Raw genomic sequence first — 23,809 nt, forward strand, 5'->3', positions numbered from 1 at the left:
ATTCCGATGCCGACCTCGAAGTGAATCGAGAAGCAGTCTCAGCCGGTGCGGAAGGACGTTGCCAAGCGGCTTTTTTTGCCTGAATTTAACGTAATCTCTCCCGAAGGAGAGTATGCGGAATTTTTTATGAGAGCCAAGCCTTGCGGGTATATTGCCGGCAGGGCTTTTTTTATTTTGCTTTTCACCGCCGCTTAACCGAAGAATTGACACTACAAACTGGCTCAAACTGCCAAAGTTTTGAATAAAACGAACATCACAAGCCAAAAATAAATAACATCTACTGAATGATTTGCACAAAAACTATTGGCAAATGATAAAAACATGCTATAATAAGTTTAAGGTCAAAGATAGTCAAAGTCAGTTTGACCTGTATGAAGCTTAACAAAATATATTTAAGAATGCTTATTATGTCAGAAGTGAGGGATGGAAGCAATGCGCAACGCCTCGGAAATCATCGAACAGTATCTAAAGCAAATCATGATGCAAAGTCCGAACGGCGTCATTGAAATCCAGCGAAACGAACTCGCTGAACGATTTGATTGTGTCCCTTCGCAAATTAATTATGTAATCAGTACACGATTTACGTTGGAGAAAGGATATATTGTCCAGAGCAAACGCGGCGGAGGGGGATACATTCGTATTCAGAAGGTGCCGTTAGGAACGCAAGGCCCGGTTTTGGACCATATTTTGCGAACCGTTATTGATTCCATTGACCAGACCACTTCCGAAGGTCTTGTTTACCAGTTGGAAGAAGGGGGATATATTTCCCGCAGGGAAGCCAAATTAATAAAAGCGGCCATTTCACGAGATGTATTAATGGTTAAACTGCCATTGAGGGATGAAATACGGGCTAAAATATTGAGGTCTATGCTGTTAGCCTTGTTAAGCAAATAAATGCGTTTGGCTGTCCATGAGCTGCGAAGCAAAGATAAGTCGCTATACTTCACTTGCTTCTCATATACATTTAATCAGGGAAGCGTACAGGAGGGTTGAGCTATGAATTGCCAAGAATGCGGTAAAAGACCGGCGACACTTCATTTTACCAAAATTGTCAACGCGGAAAAAACAGAATTTCATCTTTGTGAAGCCTGCGCCAGGGAAAAAGGGGAGATGATTCCCGGAACACCTAACGGCTTTTCCATCCATAACCTGCTTTCCGGTCTGCTTGATTTCGATCCGTCCTCCCACAGCTCGCTAGGCAATAAACCGCAATCCATACGCTGCGAGGAATGCGGGTTAACCTATTCCCAGTTCAGCAAGCTCGGGAGATTTGGCTGCAGTTCCTGCTACCGGTATTTTTCGGAACGCCTCGATCCTTTGTTCAAAAGAGTGCATGGCAACACTTCGCACGTGGGTAAAGTTCCCAAAAGATCGGGAGGAATTATTAAGTATAAGCGGGAAATTGAAAATTTGAAGCAAGAGCTGTCCAAGAAGATTGAGTTTGAAGAATTCGAGCAAGCGGCCAGAATCCGGGATAAAATTCGGGATTTGGAAAGACGAATGGCTGAATTTTAAGAAACGAGGAGGAAATCGCATGCCTGGGCGTTACACAAGCGAAGCTTTAAGCGAATGGATGAAAGACAACGGACCGGATTCCGATATCGTGATTAGCAGCCGTATCCGGATTGCCCGCAATTTGCGCTCGTTTCCTTTTCCGATGCTGGCCACCAACCAACAATCCAGAGAAGTCATGGAGAAAATAACGGCAGTTCTGTCCAATGAAGGGCTGACCGAAATTAGTGAACTGGATACGATGCATCTGGCTGACCTGAACGATTTGGAAAAGAGGGTTCTGGTCGAAAAGCATCTAATCAGTCCGAGCTTGGCGAATGAATCGCGTAACGGTGCCGTAATTCTGAGTAAAAATGAGTCGATCAGCATAATGGTCAACGAAGAGGATCACCTGCGCATCCAGGTTCTTTGTTCCGGATTTCAGATTAAAGAGGCTTGGGACCTGGCCAATCAATTGGACGATATTTTCGAAAGCCAGCTGGATTACGCCTATGATGAGAAGAGAGGATATTTAACCAGCTGCCCTACCAATGTCGGAACGGGGATCAGAGCGTCCGTTATGATTCATCTGCCTGCCCTCGTCCTTACTCAGCAGATCAACCGCATTCTGTCGGCGATTACCCAGGTAGGGTTGGCTGTAAGAGGGCTATATGGAGAAGGCAGCGAGGCAACAGGAAATCTGTTTCAAATCTCGAATCAAATAACATTGGGACAGAGCGAAGAGGAAATTATAGATAATTTGTACAGTGTGGTTCGGCAGATTATCGAGCATGAGCGGGCTGCCAGAGTAAGGTTGATGGAGGAATCCAGACACCGTTTAAGCGACAGGGTGAACCGCTCCTATGGCATCTTGTCCCACGCCATCATCATGGATTCCAAAGAAGCTGCACAACGCTTGTCCGATGTCCGGTTGGGCATTGATCTGGGGATCATTAAACAACTGTCGGCCCGGGTATTAAACGAGCTGATGGTCATGACTCAACCCGGATTTCTGCAGCAATATGCCGGACAGAAGCTTTCGCCGGAGGAAAGGGATATCCGCAGAGCCCAATTGATCAGAGAGCGTTTTAACCAAGCGTGATGTTCAACTGTTTCTTCAATAGCATTAGAAATTATCTGGAGGTGTAGGATATGATGTTTGGCAGATTTACGGAACGTGCACAGAAGGTTCTGGCCTTGGCGCAAGAAGAAGCCGTCCGGCTGGGGCACAACAATATCGGCACGGAGCACATTCTGTTGGGGCTTATTCGTGAAGGGGAAGGCATAGCTGCCAAAGCCCTTGTAGCCCTGGGTCTGGGCCTGGAGAAAATTCAGGATGAGGTGGAATCGTTAATTGGACGCGGGCAGGAGCAGCCTACTAATTTCGCTTATACACCGCGGGCGAAGAAAGTGATCGAGCTGTCCATGGACGAGGCTCGCAAGCTGGGACATACTTATGTGGGCACAGAGCATATTCTGCTTGGATTAATCCGTGAAGGAGAAGGGGTAGCCGCCAGAGTTCTTAACAACCTGGGAATCTCTCTGAATAAAGCCCGTCAGCAAGTTCTGCAGCTTCTGGGGAGCAGCGAGGTGGTTTCGTCCAATCATGGTACTCCGGCAAATGTCAACACGCCAACGTTGGATAGTCTGGCCAGAGATCTGACTGCTATTGCCAAAGAAGGTAATCTGGACCCTGTTATCGGCCGGAATAAAGAAATTGAGCGCGTCATCCAGGTGCTGAGCCGCCGGACCAAGAACAATCCCGTTCTGATCGGGGAACCGGGGGTTGGTAAGACCGCCATCGCCGAAGGTCTGGCACAGAAAATAATCAACAACGAAATTCCGGAGACACTGCGTGACAAAAGAGTGATGACCCTGGATATGGGATCGGTCGTGGCAGGGACGAAATACCGGGGAGAATTTGAGGATCGTCTTAAGAAAATAATGGACGAAATCCGTCAAGCCGGCAACATCATTCTGTTTATTGACGAGCTCCACACTTTAATTGGTGCGGGAGGAGCCGAGGGAGCCATCGATGCTTCGAATATTCTAAAGCCGTCTCTGGCCCGGGGTGAATTGCAATGCATCGGGGCGACGACGCTAGATGAATACCGCAAATATATCGAGAAAGACGCCGCATTGGAAAGACGTTTCCAACCTATTACGGTGGATCAGCCTTCTCCTGAAGAAGCGATTCAAATTTTACACGGGTTGAGAGACCGGTACGAGGCGCATCATCGCGTGAAGATCCCCAATGAATCCATTGAAGCCGCGGTGAAATTGTCTGACCGGTACATCACGGATCGTTTCCTGCCGGATAAGGCGATCGATCTCATTGATGAAGCCGGTTCTAAAGTAAGGCTCCGCTCTTATACGGTACCGCCGAATCTGAAGGAGCTGGAGAGCAAGCTGGAGAATATCCGCAAGGAGAAGGACTCCGCGGTTCAAAGCCAAGAGTTCGAGAAAGCCGCTGCGCTGCGCGATACCGAGCAGAAGCTGCGGGAAGAGCTGGAAATTACCAAGAACGACTGGAAAGAGAAGCAAGGCAGAACCGATTCTGAAGTCACTCCGGAGGATATCGCCCAGGTTGTCGCCAGTTGGACAGGGATTCCGGTAAGCAAACTGAAGGAAGAAGAGACGGAGCGTCTGCTCCGAATGGAAGACATTCTTCATTCGCGTGTCATCGGCCAATCCGAAGCGGTCAAGGCGGTCAGCCGGGCCATTCGCAGAGCCCGTGCAGGGCTGAAGGACCCGAAGAGACCGATGGGCTCCTTCATCTTCCTGGGACCGACCGGGGTCGGAAAGACAGAGCTGGCAAGGGCGCTTGCCGAATCTCTATTCGGCGATGAGAATGCCGTCATACGCATCGATATGTCGGAGTATATGGAGAAGCACTCGACCTCCCGTCTGGTCGGAGCTCCTCCGGGATATGTCGGGTATGATGAAGGCGGACAGCTCACCGAGAAAGTACGCCGTAAGCCTTACTCCGTTGTACTGCTCGATGAGATTGAAAAGGCACATCCAGAAGTATTCAACATTCTGCTGCAGGTGCTGGAAGACGGCCGGTTGACCGATTCCAAGGGACGGACAGTCGATTTCCGCAATACCTTGATCATTATGACCTCGAACGTCGGTGCGGAAATGATTAAGAAAAACACTTCCCTCGGATTTACCGTTAGCCGGGACAACGACAAGGATTACAATAATATGAAGGACAAAGTGATGTCCGAGCTGAAGAAAAGCTTCCGTCCGGAATTCCTCAACCGGATCGACGAAATTATTGTATTCCACTCTCTGGATAAGGAGCACATTGCGCAAATTGTTACCCTGATGTCGGATGAACTGCGGAAGCGACTGAAGGAGCAGGAAGTCGACTTCGTTCTGACCGATGGGGCGAAAGAATTCCTGGCTAACGAAGGCTACGATCCGGCTTATGGAGCAAGACCGTTGCGCCGTGCCATCCAGAAGCATATTGAGGATCGTCTCTCGGAGGAATTGCTGAAAGGCAACATCTCCAAGGGAGATACCGTATCTATAGATGAAAAAGACGGGGAACTGATCGTAACCCGATCGAAGCCTGCAGGCGTGGCATCGGAATAAGGACGCTTTCGACATAGGCTAATGAGTTACCCGCGATGCTCAAGTTTGCATTTTCCCAAACGCCTCACTAATCGGCCTATGAGCCGTTAGTGAGGCTTTTTTTCGATGATTTAAAGAAGGAATAAGCAACGGACAGGGGAACACCGTTGAAGGACATTGCAGGACATGGTAAACTTTGATAGAATGTGTGTTTTTTTGAAGATAGGAGAAGGCTCCAATGGCTAAACAAAAGACGAAATTTTGCTGTCAGGAATGCGGTTACGAATCGGCCAAATGGCTGGGCAAATGCCCCGGATGCCAAGCCTGGAACAGCATGGTGGAAGAGATAGAGACGGTTATTAAAACACAGGGAATCGGTTCTTCTCTGCTCCAGACGAAAGAAAAGCCCGTTCCAATCATAGATATAGAAAGTACAAGGGAACCGCGGATAGACACCAACAACCGGGAACTGAATCGTGTGCTTGGAGGAGGGATTGTTCCGGGATCTCTTATTTTGGTAGGCGGAGACCCGGGGATAGGAAAGTCTACCTTACTGCTTCAGACTTCCTTCGCCTTAACCGCCAACAAGCTTCGCGTGCTATATATATCCGGAGAGGAGTCGGCCCGCCAAACCAAGCTAAGAGCGGACCGGCTTGCAGCCGCTTCTCCCGATCTGTACGTTCTCTGCGAAACTAACTTCGAACATATTCAGGCCGCCATTGATGAGGTTAAGCCTGATTTTCTAGTCATGGACTCCATTCAGACGGTTTATCACCCGGCTATTTCCTCAGCGCCTGGCAGTGTCGCTCAGGTACGCGAATGCACTGCGCACTTTATGCGTATAGCTAAGGTCAAAGGAATAGCGACTGTTCTTGTAGGCCATGTGACCAAAGAGGGAGCGATTGCCGGACCGCGACTTCTCGAACATATGGTCGATTGTGTGTTGTATTTTGAAGGGGAACGCCATCATACGTACAGACTTCTCAGGGCAGTGAAGAACCGGTTCGGTTCGACCAACGAAATCGGCATCTTCGAGATGTCTGAAGGCGGATTAACGGAAGTGAATAATCCATCAGAGTTATTTCTGTCCGAGCGGCCGGTGGGGGCTTCCGGCTCTGCCGTTGCGGCAAGCATGGAGGGGACCCGTCCCGTGCTTGTGGAGCTTCAGGCGCTCGTTGCCTCTACCAATTTTCCGTCGCCTCGAAGAATGTCGGCCGGCTTTGACCATAACCGGCTATCGCTCATTATTGCGGTATTGGAGAAGAGAATAGGACTGGTTCTGCAGAGTCAGGACGTTTATTTGAATGTAGCGGGAGGCGTAAAGCTGGATGAGCCGGCTGTCGATCTGGCGGCGGCCGTCAGCATTGCCTCGAGCTTCCGCGATTATCCCGTGGAACCGGACGTAGTCGTGTTCGGGGAGATCGGCCTGACCGGAGAGGTCAGAGGGGTTTCACGCATCGATCAACGGGTGAAGGAAGCTCAGAAGCTTGGATTTAAGAGAGTCATCATGCCGGAAAAAAGTCTGAAGGGCTGGACACCTCCAAGTCAAATGGATATCGTTGGAGTAACGACCGTCTCGGAAGCTTTGGCAGCGGCTATGCGATAGAAGGATCAATAGTGACTAGGGGGGCTAACATGGGTAAGGATGATACAAACCGGGATGTGATGAATCAGCTTCTGCAATTGGTGGCGCCCGGCACCTCTTTTCGCGATGGATTGGAGAATGTGCTGCGTGCCAATACAGGAGCATTAATTGTTGTTGGATATAGTCCCGAGGTTATGGAAATTGTAGACGGAGGCTTTTCGATCAATTGCGATTTCTCCCCGAATTTTCTTTATGAACTGGCCAAGATGGATGGGGCTATTATTCTCAGTGAAGATTTAAAAAGAATTTTATATGCCAACACGCAGTTGATTCCCGATTCCTCCATTCCATCGACGGAGACGGGGATCAGGCATCGGACGGCAGAAAGGGTAGCCAAGCAAACCGGCAAACTGGTCGTTTCCATCTCCCAGCGCAGGCGTGTCATCACACTCTACCAAGGGAATATGCGATATTCGCTTAAAGATATCGGCGTGATCCTGACGAAGGCCAACCAGGCTATTCAAACGTTGGAGAAGTACAAAGCGGTGCTGGATCAGGCGATTATAAACTTGGGAGCATCCGAATTTGAGGAAATGGTGACACTTTATGACGTGACCAACGTATTTCAAAGAGTGGGGATGGTACTCAAGGTCAAAGAAGAAATCAAGAAATATATCAACGAGCTGGGAACGGAGGGGCGGCTGATTCGCATGCAGCTCGAGGAACTGGTAGCTTATACCGAACAGGAATCGACGCTTCTGATCAGGGATTATTGCAAAGATTTGAGCGAAGAGAAGGTAAGAGACATCCGCACGGCTCTGCGTAAGCTGACCAGCGAAGAATTGCTCGATCACCAGCATCTTGCCCGCATTCTCGGCTACAGCATTACTAACACGACATTGGAAGAACAGGTGCAGCCCCGAGGGTTCCGGGTGCTTCATAAAATTCCTAGACTTCCTTCCCCCATTATTACCAATTTGGTAGAACAGTTCGAAAGTTTTTCCCACATTTTGACCGCGACGACGGAGCAATTAGATGAAGTAGACGGAATTGGAGAAGTGAGAGCCCGGGCGATCAAGGAAGGTCTGAAACGAATTCAAGGCCAGTTGTTTGTTGACAGACATATTTAATTCCCGTAAAATGTTTAAGATTAGGTGACTATTCTAAAGGTGGTCAAGGAATGATTAAAAAATCCCTTCCCAGTGTCTTTACGGTGTTGAACCTTTTCCTGGGAATTATCGCCATTATTCTAGTTTATACCGATAAGCCAAGCCTCGCGGCTGTTATGGTTATTATTGCTATGCTTATGGATGGTTTGGACGGCAGAGTCGCCAGGGCATTAAATGCTCAGAGCGAATTCGGCAAAGAACTAGATTCGTTATCAGATGTCATTTCATTCGGGGTAGCTCCCGCTTTTATTATGTATGTGGTTGCTTTCTCCGGCTTGAATCCTCCTACTGCCTGGATCACAACAGCGCTGTTCCCTATTTGCGGAGCATTGAGGTTGGCCCGATTCAATGTGGTGGAGGGAATTCCGGGGTACTTCATCGGCCTGCCGATTCCTGCGGCCGGAGGAATTCTGTGTACACTGGCTTTGTTCCATCAGGAAATTCACCCTTATATTTTGGTAGCTTGTACGGTACTTCTGTCCTATTTAATGGTCAGCAATATCAAATACCCCAGCTTTAAGAAAGTGAATGTTCCGAAGCCGATCATTTGGTTAGCACCCTTGATCGTTATTGCCGCTACGGCAATAGCCTTTGCTTATCCCGGACCGTTATCCAAGCTTATATTCGTCCCGCTTGTACTGTACGCTTTATATGGGACGCTTCAAAGCTTCAGGAAAAGACGCTAGCTGGCGGCGACAAGTAAATATCGAAAATAAAAAGCATTTATTTTCTGAAACTCAGGAAATAAATGCTTTTTTTATTTCTCTTCGAAAATTCCGATCGATAAGTGGAAATATTACGATAGATTAAAAAAACCGAGAGTCGAGCATTTCTTGGATTCGTCTGAGACGATTTCCTGCAAATCGATTTGAAGCAAATTGCACAGGGAAGCCGTGTAAAACAAATTCTTCCCCAGTTCTGCGCTAATAACCTCCAGACAATTTTCGCATAGCTGTCCTGCAATGTGAGTATCCAGAGTTTGACTGGCGTCCTTCAGAGACATCTCGGCCGAGTATTGCTGTTTCTTGGCATTGACCTCAATGCACCCGCATTCGGTTACGGCTTTCACGACGGAGCGGTGCACTGCGGCGTTAGATTGCTGGCATTTAGATAAAACATCAAGCAAACTTCGGTGTCGGAGCAACAATTCGGAGACTTGTTCCTGGAACTGCTTCAAATCGAGCGAGTTCATTCCATCCACCTCAATCAAGTTTAGTGTTTGGAAATCATTATAGCTTATTGGAGGATTGGTTTTCAATTTGAGAATAAGGGTGAGAGAACTCGAAAACCAAAGGTTTAGGGTGGAATGAATTGGAACATAATTACTACTAGAAAGAGAATTCATTATATTCGGAGGTGAAGCAGTAATGAAATTATGGATAGGAATTGTGGCGGCAATCATCGGTGGTATTATGGGATTCCAATGGAATCTGTACTTGGGTGAAGGCTCGCTTCCATGGTTGGAGTCCCTGACGGGTCAAGCACAGCTTAAAGGTCAGGTGTATTGGTTGGTTGGCTTGGGGGCAGCGGCCGGTTATGTCTTGGCCGTACTGCTTAGATGGGGGGGAAGGAGGCTTCTTCAGCGAGAGGGTGAATCTCAGCAAATGCCCCTTACCGAGCTGTTAACCGGCATTGCCGGAATGATCGTCGGGTTGATCATTGCCGTTCTGCTGTTCCCTGCCCTGAATCGAATGACCGCCGGTGGAGGAAGCGTTCTGCCGATCGCAGTCACATTGTTGCTGGGAATCGGCGGGTTTCGTTGGGGGAGTTCGCAGACTGAAGAGTTCGCCTCTCTATTTTCCAAGATACGTTCTAGTCAAGGCCCCGCTGCGGAAGAACAGGTGATGGAAGAACATAAAATTTTAGATACCAGTGTCATTATTGACGGAAGGATAGCGGACATTTGTAAAACCGGCTTTATTGAAGGAATTCTTGTCATTCCCGAATTCGTGCTGGAGGAACTGCAGCATATTGCCGATTCTTCCGACCTGCTGAAGAGGAATCGCGGGCGCAGGGGATTGGACATTTTGAACAAGATTCAGAAAGAGCTGGAAGTGAAAGTGCTTATTTATGAGGGGGACTTCGAGGATATTTCGGAGGTCGACAGCAAACTGGTCCGGCTGGCCAAGCTGCTGAGGGGGAAAGTGATTACAAATGACTTCAATCTGAACAAAGTATGCGAGCTCCAGGGTGTATCTGTCCTCAATATTAACGATTTGGCTAATGCGGTTAAGCCTGTTGTGCTGCCGGGAGAAGAAATTATGATCCAAATCATCAAGGATGGCAAGGAATTCGGTCAAGGCGTCGCTTACCTGGATGACGGAACGATGATTGTTGTGGAAGGCGGCAGAGAATATATCGGAATGACGATGGAAGTGATGGTGACCAGCGTTCTGCAGACTTCTGCGGGGCGGATGATCTTTGCGAAGCCAAAATTGTTGGAAAAAGCTCAATAAAGCGTTATGATAGAGAGAAAAACAGGGCGCGGGGGAAGCTATGGGCAAGCAAGGAGTCATCATTGTCGCGGCAGGTACGGGTTCCCGAATGGGAACCGCCGAGAGCAAGCAATACTTGAAGCTGGGCGATAAACCGGTATTGGTTCATACGCTGCAGACTTTTCAACAAATAGAAGAGATTGATTCAATCGTTCTTGTAGTTGGACAAGCCGACCTGGAAAGGTGTCGGGATTATGTCGACCATTACGGGGTGACTAAGGTCAAGCGGATCGTCACGGGGGGAACTGAACGGCAGCATTCGGTCCTCCGGGGGCTCCGCGCAATGCCCGAGGCGGTCGAGTGGGTGCTGGTGCATGATGCGGTCCGCCCATTCGTGTCCCGGCAGGATATCCTGCGATGCCTGGCCAAAGCCAGGGAGACGGGAGCCGCTGTTCTGGCTGTTCCGGTGAAGGATACGATCAAAGTGGTCGGAGCGGACGGAGCGATAGAATCGACGCCGGATCGGCGAAGCTTGTGGGCGATTCAGACCCCGCAAGCTTTTCGTCTGTCTGCACTGATTCAGGCTCATGAGCAGGCCGCCGCCGCCGGTTTCGTCGGCACGGACGACGCCATGTTAATGGAGCGGGCGGGGCATTCCGTACATGTAGTGGAAGGCAGCTATACCAATATTAAAATTACGACACCCGAAGATATGGGGTGGGCGGAATGGTTCATACAATCGGGAAGAGGGGAGATGCAATCATGATTCGGGTTGGACATGGCTTCGACGTTCATCAGCTGGTCGCCGGACGCAAATGCATTATTGGGGGAGTAGACATTCCATATGAGAAAGGGCTGCTGGGGCATTCAGACGCGGATGTGCTGCTTCACGCCATTACCGACGCGGTCCTCGGGGCACTGGCGTTAGGCGATATTGGCAGGCACTTTCCGGACACGGATGAGGCCTACAAGGATGCGGACAGCTTGAAGCTGCTGAAGGATGTCTGGGCACTAGTGAAGGAGAGAGGCTATAGACTCGGCAACGTGGACGCCACATTGATCGCTCAGAAGCCCAAGATGGCACCTTATATTCCGCAAATGGTCAAGATTATTGCCGAGGCGCTGGAAGCGGATGAGGAACAGGTTAATGTCAAAGCCACTACGACCGAGCAGCTTGGCTTCACCGGAAGAGGGGAAGGAATAGCTGCACAATCTGTTGTTTGCCTGGTTAAAGATATGCTATGATAGCTCATAAATATTTTATGTTCTGATTCGATGAGAGGGGTTAACTTCAATGTCTGCTAATGTTCGTGTTCGCTATGCGCCTAGCCCGACCGGTCATCTGCACATCGGCGGCGCCAGAACCGCTTTATTCAATTATCTATACGCCCGCAGCAAGCAAGGACGGTTCATTATCCGGTTCGAGGATACGGACCAGACCCGCCATATCGAGTCCGGGGTGGAGAACCAGTTGAATGGTCTGCGCTGGCTTGGTATGGACTGGGATGAGAGCGTCGATCTCGGGGGCGATTACGGGCCTTACCGGCAGATGGAGCGTCTGCCGCTGTATCGTCCTTATATCGACCAATTGCTGGCGGATAAGAAGATTTATCACTGTTACTGCACTGAGGAGGAGCTGGAGCAGGAGCGGGCTGCCCAGGAGGCCCGCGGTGAGATGCCGCGATACTCGGGCAAATGCCGCCATCTGACCGAAGAACAGGCCGAGAAATATCGTGCGGAAGGCAGGAAGCCTACCCTTCGTTTCCGGGTTCCGGAGAATGAAGTCATCCGCTTCGAAGATGAAGTGCGCGGAACGGTCGAATTCGAGACCAACGGGATCGGCGACTTCATCATTGTTCGTCCTGACGGAATTCCGATGTATAACTTTGCCGTAGTGCTTGATGATCACTTAATGAACATTACTCATGTCATTCGCGGCGAAGAGCATCTGTCCAATACACCGCGCCAAATCATGCTCTACAGAGCATTGGGATGGGAGCCGCCGAGCTTCGCCCATCTTGCGCTCATCCTGAATCAGGACCGCAAGAAGATGAGCAAGCGCGACGAATCGATCATTCAGTTTATCGAGCAATATAGAGATTTGGGCTATTTGCCGGAGGCAGTCGTTAATTTCATCACCCTGCTCGGCTGGTCCCCAGGCGGCGAAGAGGAGATTTTCTCCATGGAGCAGTTGATTGAACAGTTCAGCCTGGACCGAATCTCCAAGAGTCCGGCCGTCTTCGATATGGATAAATTAAACTGGATGAACAATCATTATTTCAAAAAAGCCGACAAAGAGCGGATTGTCGAACTGACGCTGCCGCACCTTCAGAAAGCCGGCAAGCTGCCCGAGACGTTGAACGATTCGGAGAAGGAGTGGGCCTCTCAGCTCATCGGCCTGTATCAGGAGCAGATGAGATATGCTGCAGAGATTGTAGAACTGTCCGATCTGTTCTTCCGGGAGCATCTGGAATATGAGGGCGAGGCTAAAGAATTGCTTGCGGAGGAGCATGTGCCTGTCGTTTTGGCCGGCTTCGCTGAACAGGTAAGAAATGCCGAGGAATTCTCTCCGGATTCCGTTAAAGCCATGCTGAAACAGGTGCAGAAGGAGACGGGCTACAAAGGGAAACAGCTATTTATGTCGATTCGTGTCGCCCTGACCGGACAGATGCACGGGCCGGATCTGAATCAAACCATCTACTTAATTGGACGGGATAAGGTCTTGGACCGTTTGCAGAAGCTATTGTCGTAATTCGGAACCTTTTGGTATACTGAACTATAGTTTATATAAGTGAATGTGTTGATCAGGAGAGTACATTTGGAATGGGATTGCCAGAGAGGACATCCGGTGCCCGTAGAGGGCCGGCTGTAAGATGTCCATCCCTTCCCTATGGAAATGCGCCTGTGAACAGCACCATTGAGCTGCCTTTGGCGCAGGGTAGATGGTGCCGGGTGGTGCCCGATACCAAACCGGAAAGATGGGTCCTAAGCCGGAAGCCGTACGATGGCCGGAGTCAATGGGCCCAAGCAGAGTGGAACCGCGTGATCTTACGCCTCTGCAGCCTTGGCGCTGCAGAGTTTTTTTGTTTCATGGGGATTGCGGCGACATTATTATTGTCGAATTGAGGAAGAAGGTGACTCCTTTGTTTCGTACGATCCGCTCGGATATTCAAGCGGTATTCGATAACGACCCGGCTGCGCGCAGTGTGTTGGAAGTGGTGCTGACCTATTCCGGCCTTCACGCCGTCTGGTTTCATAGAATAGCCCATTGGTTTTATAGGCGGAAATGGTTTATGCCGGCCCGGATGATCTCTCAATTTTCTAGATTTATGACCGGGATCGAGATCCACCCCGGGGCGAAAATTGGCCGGCGCTTGTTTATCGACCATGGAATGGGGGTTGTCATCGGGGAAACCTGTGAGATAGGGGACGATGTTATCCTTTATCAGGGAGTCACCCTTGGAGGAACAGGCAAGGAAAAAGGAAAGCGTCATCCGACCATCGGCAATCATGTTGTCGTCTCTTCCGGAGCCAAGGTTCTCGGCTCTTTTACGGTCGGCGACTACTCGATCATCGGTGCGAATGCCGTTGTGCTGTCCGAAGTGCCCCCGAATTGTACGGTAGTCGGAATTCCGGGCAAGGTCGTCAAGCGCGACGGAGTGCGTGTCAACCGGCTGGATCACGGCAATCTCCCCGATCCGGTGATCGATACCTGCAAGCAGCTGCAGCGGCAAATTGAGGAGCTGCGGGAACAATTGGAAGAACAGAAGAGAATGAATGGAGGAGCCTGACAATGGGATTGAAAATCTATAATACATTGACCAGAGCGAAGGAAACTTTCGTTCCGTTGAGCCCCGGCAAAGTGACAATGTATGTTTGCGGTCCGACGGTGTATGATTATATCCATATAGGCAATGCCCGCCCGCTGATCGTATTCGACACCGTTCGACGATATTTGGCTTATCTTGGATACGATGTTCAGTATGTCAGCAATTTTACCGATGTTGACGATAAACTGATCCGTAGAGCGGCAGAAACCGGCTCCACCGTACCGGAAGTGGCGGATAAATTTATAGAAGCCTTCATCGAGGATGCGAAAGCTCTAGGAGTGGAAGAAGCGCTGCACCCGCGAGTGACCGAAAACATTCCGGAAATTATCTCCTTTATTTCCGAGTTGGTAGAGCAGGGCTTCGCTTATGAGAGCGGGGGAGATGTTTATTTCCGCGTACACCGTTTCCCGGAATACGGAAAAGTGTCTCACCAGAATATCGAGGAGCTGCAATCCGGTATTCGGGTGGAAGTGGATGAGAGGAAGGAAGACCCTAAAGATTTCGTGTTATGGAAGCAGGCCAAGCCTGGCGAGATTTCCTGGCCCAGCCCTTGGGGCGACGGGCGTCCGGGATGGCATATCGAATGCTCCGCCATGGCCAGAAAATATTTGGGGGAAACGATCGACATCCATGGAGGCGGTCAGGACCTGCAGTTTCCGCATCATGAATGCGAGGTGGCCCAATCCGAGGCACTTCACGGCAAGCCCCTTGCCAACTATTGGATGCATAATGGCTACTTGAACATCAATAATGAGAAAATGTCGAAATCACTCGGCAACGGCCTGAATGTTCGGGAAATTTTGCAAACTGTCCGGCCGCAGGTGATCCGCTTCTTCATGCTGGCCACGCATTACCGCCACCCGTTGAATTACAGCGAGGACACTATTCGGCAGGCTGCCGCAGGGTTGGAGCGGATTGAAAATTGCCTGGCTAATCTCGACTACCGTCTTAAGGATGCCTCGGAGGGAGAGGTTGACGAAACGATAGCCGAGGCGGTCAAGAAGGCACATGCCGATTTTGTCGAGAAGATGAATGACGATTTCAATACGGCAGACGCTATAACCGTTATGTTCGACCTTGTTACGGAGACAAACCGGTATCTTCAGAAGGAACAAGTAACTCTAGCATCTCTGGAGCTGGTCAAGCAGCGGTTTGCAGAGATGAATCAAATCCTCGGGATCGTTCAAGAAAGGCAGGAAGAACTGCTGGATGACGAAATCGAGCAGCTTATTCAAGAGCGGACGGAAGCGAGAGCGGCGAAAAATTGGTCCCGGGCCGATGAAATTCGGGATTTGCTGACGGAGAAGGGCATCATTCTCGAGGATACACCTCAAGGAATTCGCTGGCGCCGGAAATGAGTGATTCTATGACCAAACATTCATTGTTCCAATACCGCGGGGGGGCCGATCCCAAACTGATGAACCCGCTGGTTCTGGCGTATATCGGTGACGCCGTCTATGAGCTGGCGGTTCGTCAGCATCTTGCATCACGCGCCAATTTCCGCCCGAATCAGCTTCATAAGCAGGCGACCCGATATGTGTCGGCGAAGGCCCAAGCTCTGGCGCTGGAGCGATGGCAGCCTGTGCTGACGGAGGAAGAAGCCGATGTCGTCCGCCGGGGACGCAATGCGAAATCGGGCACGTCCCCCAAAAATACGGATATTCTTGTCTATCGTCACAGTACGGCGCTGGAATGTCTCGTTGGATACTTATATTGTCTTGGCAGAGAGGACAGGCTCTCTCAGCTCATTAATCTAAGCTTGGGCATGGAGGGCGGCGAGTCCCCTTCGACAGACGAGCTGCAGCATGACAGAAGGAGGGATTAGCTTGGAGGAATATATTGCGGGGAAGCACTCGGTGCTGGAGGCGATCCGTTCCGGCCGGACCATTCATAAAATATGGATTGCCGACAATGCCCAGAAGCACTACGTACACCCGATAATGGCGGAAGCCAAGGCCAATGGCATACTCGTGCAAACCGCCGCCAGGCGCAAGCTGGATCAATTGGTACCTAACGTGCAGAATCAGGGGGTTGTTGCACAGATTGCGGCGTATGACTATGCCAGTGTGGATGATATCTTGGACCTTGCGGCACGCAAGGGGCAGGCGCCATTGATCGTTATTCTGGACGAAATTGAAGATCCGCATAATTTGGGAGCCATCCTGAGAACGGCGGATTGTACCGGTGTGCATGGGATCATCATCCCCAAGCGCCGGGCCGTCGGACTGACCGCCACGGTGTCCAAAATATCGGCGGGGGCCGTTGAATATGTTCCGGTCGCCAAAGTGACCAACCTGGTCCAGACGATCGAAGAGTTAAAAGAGCGGGGAGTCTGGGTCGCCGGTGCGGACGGCTCCGCGGAACAGACGGTGTTCGAGGCGGATTTGACCATGCCGCTGGCCATCGTCATTGGGAATGAGAGCAAAGGGATTGGAAGGTTGGTAAGAGAGCATTGCGACTTTCTGATCAAACTGCCGATGTTGGGCAGTATCTCTTCCTTGAACGCCTCGGTAGCGGCATCCGTGCTCATGTATGAAGCGCTGCGTCAGAGAATCGGCCAATTATCCTCCGGTTGACGCTATGAACGAATACTTGATTGTAGACGGATATAATATTATCGGGGCCTGGCCCGAGCTGCAGAAGCTGAAAGACATTCAATTGGTGGAGGCTCGCGACCGTCTGATTGATATTCTGGCCGATTACCAGGCTTATTCGGGAATCCGGGTATATATCGTTTTTGACGCCCATCGTGTTCCCGGCTTGGCGGTGAAGACCGAACAGAGACGGCTGAAAATCTTCTATACGAAAGAAAAAGAGACCGCTGATGAGCTGATCGAAAGGCTGGTCAACGACCTGATAGGGAGAAGAAACAGGATTTATGTTGCCACCTCGGATATGGTGGAGCAGCATGTTATTTTCGGCAAAGGGGCGCTAAGAATTTCCGCCAGGGAGCTGCTGGTGAAGGTCAGACAGAGCCAGCAGGACATCGGCCGGGAGCTGGAGAAGACGGAGCGGGGCAAGCGGAATTCCTTCGATGCGGTCCTGACTCCTGAGATGAAACAGCTGTTCGAAAAATGGAGGAGAGGGGATTCTTAGCGCGTCATCCCCGGGAAAAGTCCATAATAACGGCTTTTTCTCATTGACGGTCATTAGGCCCTAATGTATACTTAACCTATCTCTGTTTAGAGAGATTGCCGAATTGGCCAGGCCGGAGGGATTGTTCGTGAATGTTGACCTCAATGATTTGAGAAGCGATATCTATGAGCTCAAAAGCGACGAGGACAACGTCGAAGCGGTTCGTGATGGCAACAGTGGCGCACTGGAATATTTGATCAACAAGTACAAAAATTTTGTACGGGCGAAGGCCCGCTCTTACTTTTTGATTGGCGCTGACCGTGAAGACATTGTTCAGGAAGGCATGATCGGATTATACAAGGCGATTCGCGATTTCCGGGGAGACAAGCTGGCCTCGTTTAAAGCGTTTGCAGAATTATGCATTACCCGCCAAATTATTACCGCGATCAAAACCGCCACACGTCAGAAGCACATTCCGCTTAATTCTTATGTTTCGTTGGACAAGCCTATCTATGACGAAGATTCCGACCGGACGCTGCTGGACGTTATTTGCGGTTCCAGAGTAACCGATCCGGAGGAACTGATCATCAATCAGGAGGAATTCTTCGGACTGGAAGATAAGATGAGTGAAATTCTGAGCGAGCTGGAGCGCAGGGTGCTGATGCTCTATCTGGACGGACGCTCCTATCAGGAGATCGCGGTAGATCTGGATCGCCATGTGAAATCTATCGATAACGCTCTTCAACGGGTAAAGCGCAAGCTGGAGAAATACCTGGAAGTCAGGGACAATATGTAACGAATAGCTTTCTAGCCATGTTGGGCGGAAAGTTATTTTTTTACCCCGTTAGAAAGTGGCCGCCTCTAATACCGGGTTATTCATCTTCGAGATGACCAAAGGTCATGCGAAAATCCTACGCAGTTTGGTTTTAACGGACCCCAGAGACCTTAATCGTACCAAAAGGGCCTTTCGGTAATTTTAACGGAACCAGATGACCTTATTCCCAAGAAATGTTCGCGGAAGTAGGAGAATTCTAGGCAATAAGCGCAACGGTGTCCGTTAGTCTAAAAAAAGCGCCTATTTTGACGAAATAGGGTCTACCAGTTCCGTTACGTTTTCGCTGTTGGATTTTTACTGGTACAGTATCCTGTTGAACGCCTTTCTCACAATGAATCGACAGGCTCTAAATGTAATTTGTGCAGGTAAAATCAAGCGAATGGTAGAAAGCCATTAAAGTAAATGGAAAAACTGTAGTTAGAATCGAGGTTTCTTGCTGAATCGCCCGTTTTGCACAATGAGCTGCGGTTTTTCCACTTAGTTACCGACTTTCGCTACAGAGGAACTAGCTGTATGAAATCCAGTTAAACATCTCTGGCGGAAAAGCTTGCTAAGGCAATGCTCGTCACTTTGTAGGGTTATCCTAGTATAAATTATAGTACATATGTAAATATTGGAGTTCTAGGTTTACTAATCCTTAGGTAAGAGAATAATGGTAATGATCCATTCCTTGACATGAAAATCGCGGTATGATAAATTAATTCAGTAACCCTAAATTGTCAGGCTCTCCTCAGACAATCGGGGGTTCTTTATTAAGAAGGTTGTCTACCAGGGGGGTGTGATCATGCGGGTAATCATTACGTTGGCATGTACTAACTGTAAACAGCGTAACTATACGTCCAATAAGAACAAGCGGAACCATCCGGACCGCATGGAGATGAAGAAATATTGCAAGTTTTGCAATGAACACGTGCTTCATCGCGAAACAAGGTAAGCAGTGGGGGTGCAGCAATGGCTTTTTTAGGTAGAATCAAGCGAGGCTTCGGCTCCACCTTTTCCTACTTTGCGGATAGCTGGGCTGAGCTGAAGAAAGTCAAGTGGCCCAATCGTAAAGAAATGGTGAGCTATACTCTTGTCGTGTTGGTTACCGTTATTTTCGTAACGATCTACTTTACTATTCTCGACCTTGGGATTTCCAATATAGTCCGTTTGATAACGGAATAGGGACCGGGGTGACCTTTATGGAAAAAAGATGGTACGTTGTTCACACTTATTCCGGCTACGAGAACAAGGTTAAGGCCAATCTGGAGAAGCGCGTCGAATCGATGAACATGATGGACAAGATCTTTCGCGTGCTTGTTCCGATGGAAGAAGAAGTAGTCAACAAAGACGGCAAGAAGAAAACCGTCATGCGCAAAGTGTATCCCGGTTATGTTCTTGTAGAGATGATCCAGACGGACGATTCCTGGTATGTGGTTCGCAACACGCCGGGAGTGACTGGTTTTGTCGGTTCTACAGGTTCCGGTTCCAAGCCGATTCCACTGTTGCCGGAAGAAGTGGATTCTATTCTGAAGCATATGGGAATGGAAGAGCCTAAGCCGAAGATTGACTTTGACTTGAAAGAGACGGTTCGTGTTAAAGTGGGTCCTTTTGCCGATTTTGTGGGATCCGTTGAGGAGATTTTGCCTGACAAAAGTAAGCTAAAGGTGCATGTAAACATGTTTGGAAGAGAAACCCCGTTGGAGCTTGACTTCCATCAGGTGGAGAAACTGTAGAGAACCCGGCCGGGTGCTCTTCGCTTGTTCTCTTCTTCTCATAAGGTTATGCCAGGTCTATCTGGATTGGGATAGGCCTTCATTGGTGGGAGGGAAACATCCCGTTAGACCACACTAAGTGCAAGGAGGTGTCTCACATGGCAAAGAAGGTAATCAAAGTCGTTAAGCTGCAAATTCCCGCTGGTAAAGCTAATCCGGCTCCGCCAGTAGGTCCGGCTCTAGGTCAAGCAGGTGTCAACATCATGGCATTCTGTAAGGAATTTAACGCTCGTACGGCCGATCAGGCTGGTTTGGTTATTCCGGTAGAGCTGTCTGTTTTCGAAGACCGTTCTTTCACGTTCGTAACCAAAACTCCTCCGGCAGCCGTACTGTTGCGTGTAGCAGCAGGAATCGAGAAAGGCTCCGGCGAGCCTAACAAGGTTAAGGTAGCAACGGTAAAACGCGACAAAGTTCGTGAAATCGCCGAATCCAAAATGGCTGATTTGAATGCTGCATCGGTGGAAGCCGCTATGCGTATGGTAGAAGGAACTGCCCGCAGCATGGGAATCAAGATTGAAGATTAAGATTTACCGAATGCTTCCCGCAATAATGAATGCAATAAGTGGCGGTAATTATCCGCATAACCGTGGGAGGATTATCCGTTAATACCACGAAGGAGGAAACCAAATGCCTAAACATGGTAAGAAATATTCGGAGGCAGTCAAGCTGGTTGATGCAGATGCTCAATATGAGCCTGCGGAAGCTGTTGCTCTTGTGAAGAAGATGGCCTCTGCTAAATTTGATGAGACAGTAGAAGTTGCCGTGCGTCTGGGAGTTGACCCCAAGAAGCAGGACCAAGCGGTTCGCGGCGTAGTTGTTATGCCGCACGGTACGGGTAAAACCAAGCGGGTTTTGGTTTTTGCCAAAGGAGAGAAAGCCAAGGAAGCCGAAAGCGCCGGCGCTGATTTTGTAGGCGATCAGGACATGATCAACAAAATCCAACAAGGCTGGTTCGAATTCGATGTCTGTGTGGCAACTCCGGACATGATGAGTGAAGTAGGGAAATTGGGACGGTTGCTCGGGGGGAAAGGTCTGATGCCGAACCCGAAAGCGGGAACCGTAACCTTCGACGTAGCGAAAGCTGTCCAGGAAATCAAGGCCGGTAAGATTGAGTACCGTCTTGACAGAGCAGGACAAATTCATGCGCCTGTAGGGAAAGTTTCTTTCGACGAACAGAAGCTGACCGAGAACCTGCGTGCATTAGTCGAAGCACTGGTCAGAAGCAAGCCTGCTGCGGCTAAAGGGGTTTACTTGAAGAGTGCAGCGATTTCGTCCACTATGGGGCCGAGCGTGAAATTAAACCTTCAATCTTTTAGATAAGCGGTTGACTTCAAACAGTCATCTATGCTACTCTAAGTGAGGTTTTCTGAAATTGAATATGCTGCCGTAGACAGCAGGTGCTTATTGCAAGCTTAATTTCCTGCCGAGGTGTTATGATATAGTTTCGTATTTCGTTACGGAATCTCGAATCATCATGCCTTCGTACTGTCTGCGAAGGCTTTTCTATTTGTAACGCTCCATCCTAGCAACTAAGTACCAGGAGGTGTAACAGATGGGTAATGCAAAAGTTCGTGAACAGAAACAACAGCTGGTTTCCGAGGTGGTAAGCAAGCTTCGCGAAAGCAGTTGTACGATCGTAGCAGACTATCGCGGTTTGAATGTGGCCCAGGTAACCGAGCTTCGTAAGCAGCTGCGTGAAGCGGGAGTGGAATTCCAGGTCCTTAAGAATACGTTGGTACGCCGTGCTACGGCAGAAGCTGAACTGACGGAGCTGGACACCGCTCTGACGGGACCAACAGCGATTGCATTCAGTAAAGAGGATGTCGTCGCACCTGCCAAGATTTTGTCCGATTTTGCCAAGAAGAACGACAAGCTGAGCATTAAAGCGGGTATTGTCGAAGGCAAAATCGTGGACATCAGCCAGATCAAGGAACTGGCGGATCTTCCTTCCAGAGAAGGTCTTCTGTCCATGTTGCTCAGCGTGCTTCAAGCACCTGTCCGCAACTTTGCGCTTGCAGTTAAAGCTGTGGCGGAGAAGCAGGAGAGCGGAGCGGAAGCTTAAGCTGACGGAAGAAACGATAAGGATAAGATATTATACTATATTGGAGGTTTAACCATGAGTAAAGAGCAAATTTTAGAAGCCATTAAAGGCATGTCCGTTTTGGAACTGAACGACCTGGTTAAAGCAATTGAAGAAGAATTCGGCGTAACGGCTGCCGCTCCTGTAGCGGTTATCGGCGGAGCCGGTGCTGCTGCTGAAGCTGAAGAGCAAAGCGAATTCGACGTAATCCTGGCTAATGCCGGCGGATCCAAGATCAACGTTATCAAAGTGGTTCGCGAAATCACTGGTCTTGGCCTGAAAGAAGCTAAAGATCTGGTTGACGGCGCACCGAAGCCGATCAAAGAGAAAGTATCCAAAGAAGATGCTGAAGCTATCAAAGCTAAGCTGGAAGAAGCAGGAGCAACTGTTGAAGTAAAATAATGCAGTTTCCTATATGGACCCTTTGAAGTTTGTTCTTCAAAGGGTCTTTCCTTAGTCGGCGTGGATGCGGTTATCCCGGATCGGCACCGGATTTGGAAATAAAGGGATGAACTAATCACCGATGCAGGGAGGAATTTAGATGTCCGATCACTACTATACGCCGAAACCGGTCGCCGCTCACGATTTGCGAATGATTAGACAAAGCCTGCGGGGCCGGGATTTTCAATTTGTTACGGATGCAGGGGTCTTCTCGAAGAACGCGATTGATTTCGGAAGCCGATTGCTGATCGAGTCGGTGGAAGTTGCGGAAGATGCCAAGGTGCTGGATGTCGGCTGCGGCTACGGTCCGATCGGTATCGCTGTGGCGGCAGAGGTGAGCCTTGGATCGGTGACGATGATCGATATTAACGAGCGCGCCGTTGAGTTAGCTCGTGAGAATGCAAGACGTAATGGCTTGGCCAACGTTAAAGTTATGCAAAGCAACATGCTGGAACAGGTATTGGATGACCGGTTTCATTGCATTCTGACGAACCCTCCCATACGTGCGGGCAAGGCGGTCGTTCATCAAATTTTCGAACAGGCGTATCATTGTTTGCTTCCTTCCGGACAGTTGTGGGTGGTTATTCAGAAAAAGCAGGGAGCTCCTTCCGCCAAGCTGAAGCTGGAAGAAATGTTTGGTCAGGTGGAGGAAATAACCAAGGATAAAGGGTACCGTATATTTAAAGCGACCAAAACCGTCTGATAACAAATGGTTTTCGGTTGAGTCGGGTTAGAAAGGTTTAAATGGAGCATTTGAAAATCTGTAGTTATTTTCATGGATCGCCGTTTAAAGAAAAGGAGTAGTTATGAAGTCTTTTTTGCTTCCTTCATTGACTCTACTCTCCAGATATGTTATTATTATAAAATGTCAGCATAAAATAGGCTTTATGTCTTTAGTTAATTAAAATGTCAAGCATTTTTTATCTTCTACAGAATTGCGGAAGAGAGGTGCGATATTTTTTTACCCAAAGGACAAGAAATGGAAAGATTTAGTCCAATCTGCCGTTTTGAAGATTATGGGATATTTACTAAGGGCATAATGAAATACAGAGAGAATTACGACTGGGCTTTTTTGGAAAAAAAGTTCAAAAAGGAAGGCTTCTAATGAAGCTTTTTCTAGTTTATTCCATCGGAAAGGTTTTGTTCATCAGATGTTCGTGAACGACTTTCCGATGACCGCTTAAGAGGGACTTAAATAATGAGTAGTATTTTTGCCCGCGGTAGAATTTGTAGGTATCTGCTTTCCGGACGACTTCAAATTCTATTTTGATGTTAAGAAAAGCTCTGTTGAAGCTATATCGAGGGCGGTCGTTCCTCTATACTACAGCTTTTCTCGACAACTCGAAAGGGGTTCGCCTTAAATTAAGCGGATCTGAAATTCGGGAGCGGTCAATTTCCTCTAGTGCGGTCGCTCATCCTCGAAATACTCCGAGAGGAGTTTTCCTATACAGCGGAAGGGTTAAGGATTCAGAGGGATCCGGAGCAGTTCTTTCCGCGTTAACCGCTTCTCATGCGGCCGCTTTCTACTGCGAAAG

General features: G+C 49.2%; 27 protein-coding genes and 1 other annotated feature. Of the genes, 25 read left to right on the forward strand and 2 right to left on the reverse strand.

Features of this window, described 5'->3' with window-relative positions; all coding sequences use genetic code 11:
- Positions 1–264, reverse strand: a 264-nt coding sequence (locus tag FS806_RS26170; RefSeq protein ID WP_222126655.1) for a hypothetical protein, incomplete at its 3' end; no start/stop codon positions are given.
- Positions 265–432: 168 nt separating this feature from the next.
- On the opposite strand from FS806_RS26170, the gene FS806_RS12040 reads away from it, so the two are divergent.
- The 7 genes from FS806_RS12040 to pssA all read left to right on the forward strand — a co-directional run bounded on the left by FS806_RS12040 (position 433) and on the right by pssA (position 8,510).
- The gene (locus FS806_RS12040; RefSeq protein WP_144936423.1) at positions 433–894 is read left to right on the forward strand and encodes a CtsR family transcriptional regulator; all 462 of its coding nucleotides are present in this window, start codon (positions 433–435) and stop codon (positions 892–894) included.
- Positions 895–996: 102 nt separating this feature from the next.
- On the forward strand, positions 997–1,515 hold the full coding sequence (mcsA, locus tag FS806_RS12045; RefSeq protein ID WP_144936426.1) for a protein-arginine kinase activator protein McsA: 519 nt from the start codon (positions 997–999) through the stop codon (positions 1,513–1,515).
- 19 nt (positions 1,516–1,534) lie between these two features.
- Positions 1,535–2,593, forward strand: a complete 1,059-nt coding sequence (gene mcsB / locus FS806_RS12050; RefSeq protein ID WP_144936429.1) for a protein-arginine kinase McsB — start codon at positions 1,535–1,537, stop codon at positions 2,591–2,593.
- A gap of 50 nt (positions 2,594–2,643) precedes the next feature.
- Positions 2,644–5,091, forward strand: a complete 2,448-nt coding sequence (gene clpC, locus FS806_RS12055) for an ATP-dependent protease ATP-binding subunit ClpC (protein ID WP_144936432.1) — start codon at positions 2,644–2,646, stop codon at positions 5,089–5,091.
- A gap of 217 nt (positions 5,092–5,308) precedes the next feature.
- Complete coding sequence (radA, locus tag FS806_RS12060) at positions 5,309–6,676, forward strand: DNA repair protein RadA (protein WP_144936434.1); 1,368 nt, start codon at positions 5,309–5,311, stop codon at positions 6,674–6,676.
- A 29-nt stretch (positions 6,677–6,705) separates the two neighbouring features.
- Entirely contained in the window at positions 6,706–7,785 is a 1,080-nt protein-coding gene (gene disA, locus FS806_RS12065) for a DNA integrity scanning diadenylate cyclase DisA (protein ID WP_144936437.1), read from the forward strand.
- Between the two features lie 50 nt (positions 7,786–7,835).
- Positions 7,836–8,510, forward strand: a complete 675-nt coding sequence (gene pssA, locus FS806_RS12070) for a CDP-diacylglycerol--serine O-phosphatidyltransferase (protein WP_144936440.1) — start codon at positions 7,836–7,838, stop codon at positions 8,508–8,510.
- A gap of 110 nt (positions 8,511–8,620) precedes the next feature.
- Here the strand turns inward: pssA and FS806_RS12075 are convergent, their stop codons facing one another.
- Positions 8,621–9,016, reverse strand: coding sequence for a nucleoside triphosphate pyrophosphohydrolase family protein (locus tag FS806_RS12075; protein ID WP_144936443.1), 396 nt, complete (start codon positions 9,014–9,016; stop codon positions 8,621–8,623).
- A gap of 175 nt (positions 9,017–9,191) precedes the next feature.
- Between FS806_RS12075 and FS806_RS12080 the strand changes: the two genes are divergently transcribed.
- From FS806_RS12080 to FS806_RS12165, 18 genes are all read left to right on the forward strand, one after another.
- Positions 9,192–10,280, forward strand: a complete 1,089-nt coding sequence (locus FS806_RS12080) for a PIN/TRAM domain-containing protein (protein WP_144936446.1) — start codon at positions 9,192–9,194, stop codon at positions 10,278–10,280.
- A 40-nt stretch (positions 10,281–10,320) separates the two neighbouring features.
- A complete protein-coding gene (gene ispD, locus FS806_RS12085) occupies positions 10,321–11,025 on the forward strand; it encodes a 2-C-methyl-D-erythritol 4-phosphate cytidylyltransferase (RefSeq protein ID WP_144936449.1) in 705 nt (234 codons plus the stop codon).
- Positions 11,022–11,504 (forward strand): 2-C-methyl-D-erythritol 2,4-cyclodiphosphate synthase, encoded by a 483-nt coding sequence (gene ispF, locus FS806_RS12090; protein WP_144936452.1) that lies wholly within the window; start codon positions 11,022–11,024, stop codon positions 11,502–11,504. Before ispD ends, ispF begins: the two co-directional genes overlap by 4 nt.
- A gap of 49 nt (positions 11,505–11,553) precedes the next feature.
- Positions 11,554–13,011, forward strand: coding sequence for a glutamate--tRNA ligase (gltX, locus tag FS806_RS12095; RefSeq protein ID WP_144936455.1), 1,458 nt, complete (start codon positions 11,554–11,556; stop codon positions 13,009–13,011).
- Between the two features lie 391 nt (positions 13,012–13,402).
- Positions 13,403–14,050: a serine O-acetyltransferase EpsC gene (gene epsC, locus FS806_RS12100; protein WP_144936647.1), complete on the forward strand. Its 648-nt coding sequence runs from the start codon at positions 13,403–13,405 to the stop codon at positions 14,048–14,050.
- A gap of 2 nt (positions 14,051–14,052) precedes the next feature.
- On the forward strand, positions 14,053–15,447 hold the full coding sequence (gene cysS / locus FS806_RS12105) for a cysteine--tRNA ligase (RefSeq protein ID WP_144936458.1): 1,395 nt from the start codon (positions 14,053–14,055) through the stop codon (positions 15,445–15,447).
- 8 nt (positions 15,448–15,455) lie between these two features.
- Positions 15,456–15,914 carry a Mini-ribonuclease 3 gene (locus FS806_RS12110; protein ID WP_186328341.1) on the forward strand — a complete coding sequence of 153 codons (459 nt, stop codon included), beginning with the start codon at positions 15,456–15,458 and terminating at the stop codon, positions 15,912–15,914.
- Position 15,915: 1 nt separating this feature from the next.
- Positions 15,916–16,665: a 23S rRNA (guanosine(2251)-2'-O)-methyltransferase RlmB gene (gene rlmB, locus FS806_RS12115; RefSeq protein WP_144936464.1), complete on the forward strand. Its 750-nt coding sequence runs from the start codon at positions 15,916–15,918 to the stop codon at positions 16,663–16,665.
- 4 nt (positions 16,666–16,669) lie between these two features.
- Positions 16,670–17,185: an NYN domain-containing protein gene (locus FS806_RS12120; RefSeq protein WP_144936467.1), complete on the forward strand. Its 516-nt coding sequence runs from the start codon at positions 16,670–16,672 to the stop codon at positions 17,183–17,185.
- A 127-nt stretch (positions 17,186–17,312) separates the two neighbouring features.
- Complete coding sequence (sigH, locus tag FS806_RS12125) at positions 17,313–17,960, forward strand: RNA polymerase sporulation sigma factor SigH (RefSeq protein WP_144936470.1); 648 nt, start codon at positions 17,313–17,315, stop codon at positions 17,958–17,960.
- An 823-nt stretch (positions 17,961–18,783) separates the two neighbouring features.
- Positions 18,784–18,933: a 50S ribosomal protein L33 gene (gene rpmG, locus FS806_RS12130; protein WP_144936473.1), complete on the forward strand. Its 150-nt coding sequence runs from the start codon at positions 18,784–18,786 to the stop codon at positions 18,931–18,933.
- 17 nt (positions 18,934–18,950) lie between these two features.
- Positions 18,951–19,163 (forward strand): preprotein translocase subunit SecE, encoded by a 213-nt coding sequence (gene secE, locus FS806_RS12135; RefSeq protein ID WP_144936476.1) that lies wholly within the window; start codon positions 18,951–18,953, stop codon positions 19,161–19,163.
- A 17-nt stretch (positions 19,164–19,180) separates the two neighbouring features.
- On the forward strand, positions 19,181–19,714 hold the full coding sequence (gene nusG / locus FS806_RS12140) for a transcription termination/antitermination protein NusG (RefSeq protein ID WP_144936479.1): 534 nt from the start codon (positions 19,181–19,183) through the stop codon (positions 19,712–19,714).
- A 137-nt stretch (positions 19,715–19,851) separates the two neighbouring features.
- On the forward strand, positions 19,852–20,277 hold the full coding sequence (rplK, locus tag FS806_RS12145; protein ID WP_144936482.1) for a 50S ribosomal protein L11: 426 nt from the start codon (positions 19,852–19,854) through the stop codon (positions 20,275–20,277).
- Positions 20,278–20,380: 103 nt separating this feature from the next.
- Positions 20,381–21,073, forward strand: coding sequence for a 50S ribosomal protein L1 (rplA, locus tag FS806_RS12150; protein WP_144936485.1), 693 nt, complete (start codon positions 20,381–20,383; stop codon positions 21,071–21,073).
- Positions 21,074–21,119: 46 nt separating this feature from the next.
- Positions 21,120–21,267, forward strand: a sequence feature (ribosomal protein L10 leader region).
- Between the two features lie 38 nt (positions 21,268–21,305).
- The gene (gene rplJ, locus FS806_RS12155; RefSeq protein ID WP_144936488.1) at positions 21,306–21,815 is read left to right on the forward strand and encodes a 50S ribosomal protein L10; all 510 of its coding nucleotides are present in this window, start codon (positions 21,306–21,308) and stop codon (positions 21,813–21,815) included.
- Between the two features lie 54 nt (positions 21,816–21,869).
- Positions 21,870–22,235 (forward strand): 50S ribosomal protein L7/L12, encoded by a 366-nt coding sequence (gene rplL / locus FS806_RS12160; RefSeq protein WP_144936490.1) that lies wholly within the window; start codon positions 21,870–21,872, stop codon positions 22,233–22,235.
- A 139-nt stretch (positions 22,236–22,374) separates the two neighbouring features.
- Positions 22,375–22,977 carry a class I SAM-dependent methyltransferase gene (locus tag FS806_RS12165; RefSeq protein WP_144936493.1) on the forward strand — a complete coding sequence of 201 codons (603 nt, stop codon included), beginning with the start codon at positions 22,375–22,377 and terminating at the stop codon, positions 22,975–22,977.
- Positions 22,978–23,809: the final 832 nt, after the last annotated feature.

The sequence above is a fragment of the Paenibacillus sp. 32O-W genome (genome assembly GCF_007679495.1).
Classification (GTDB): domain Bacteria; phylum Bacillota; class Bacilli; order Paenibacillales; family NBRC-103111; genus Paenibacillus_L; species Paenibacillus_L residui.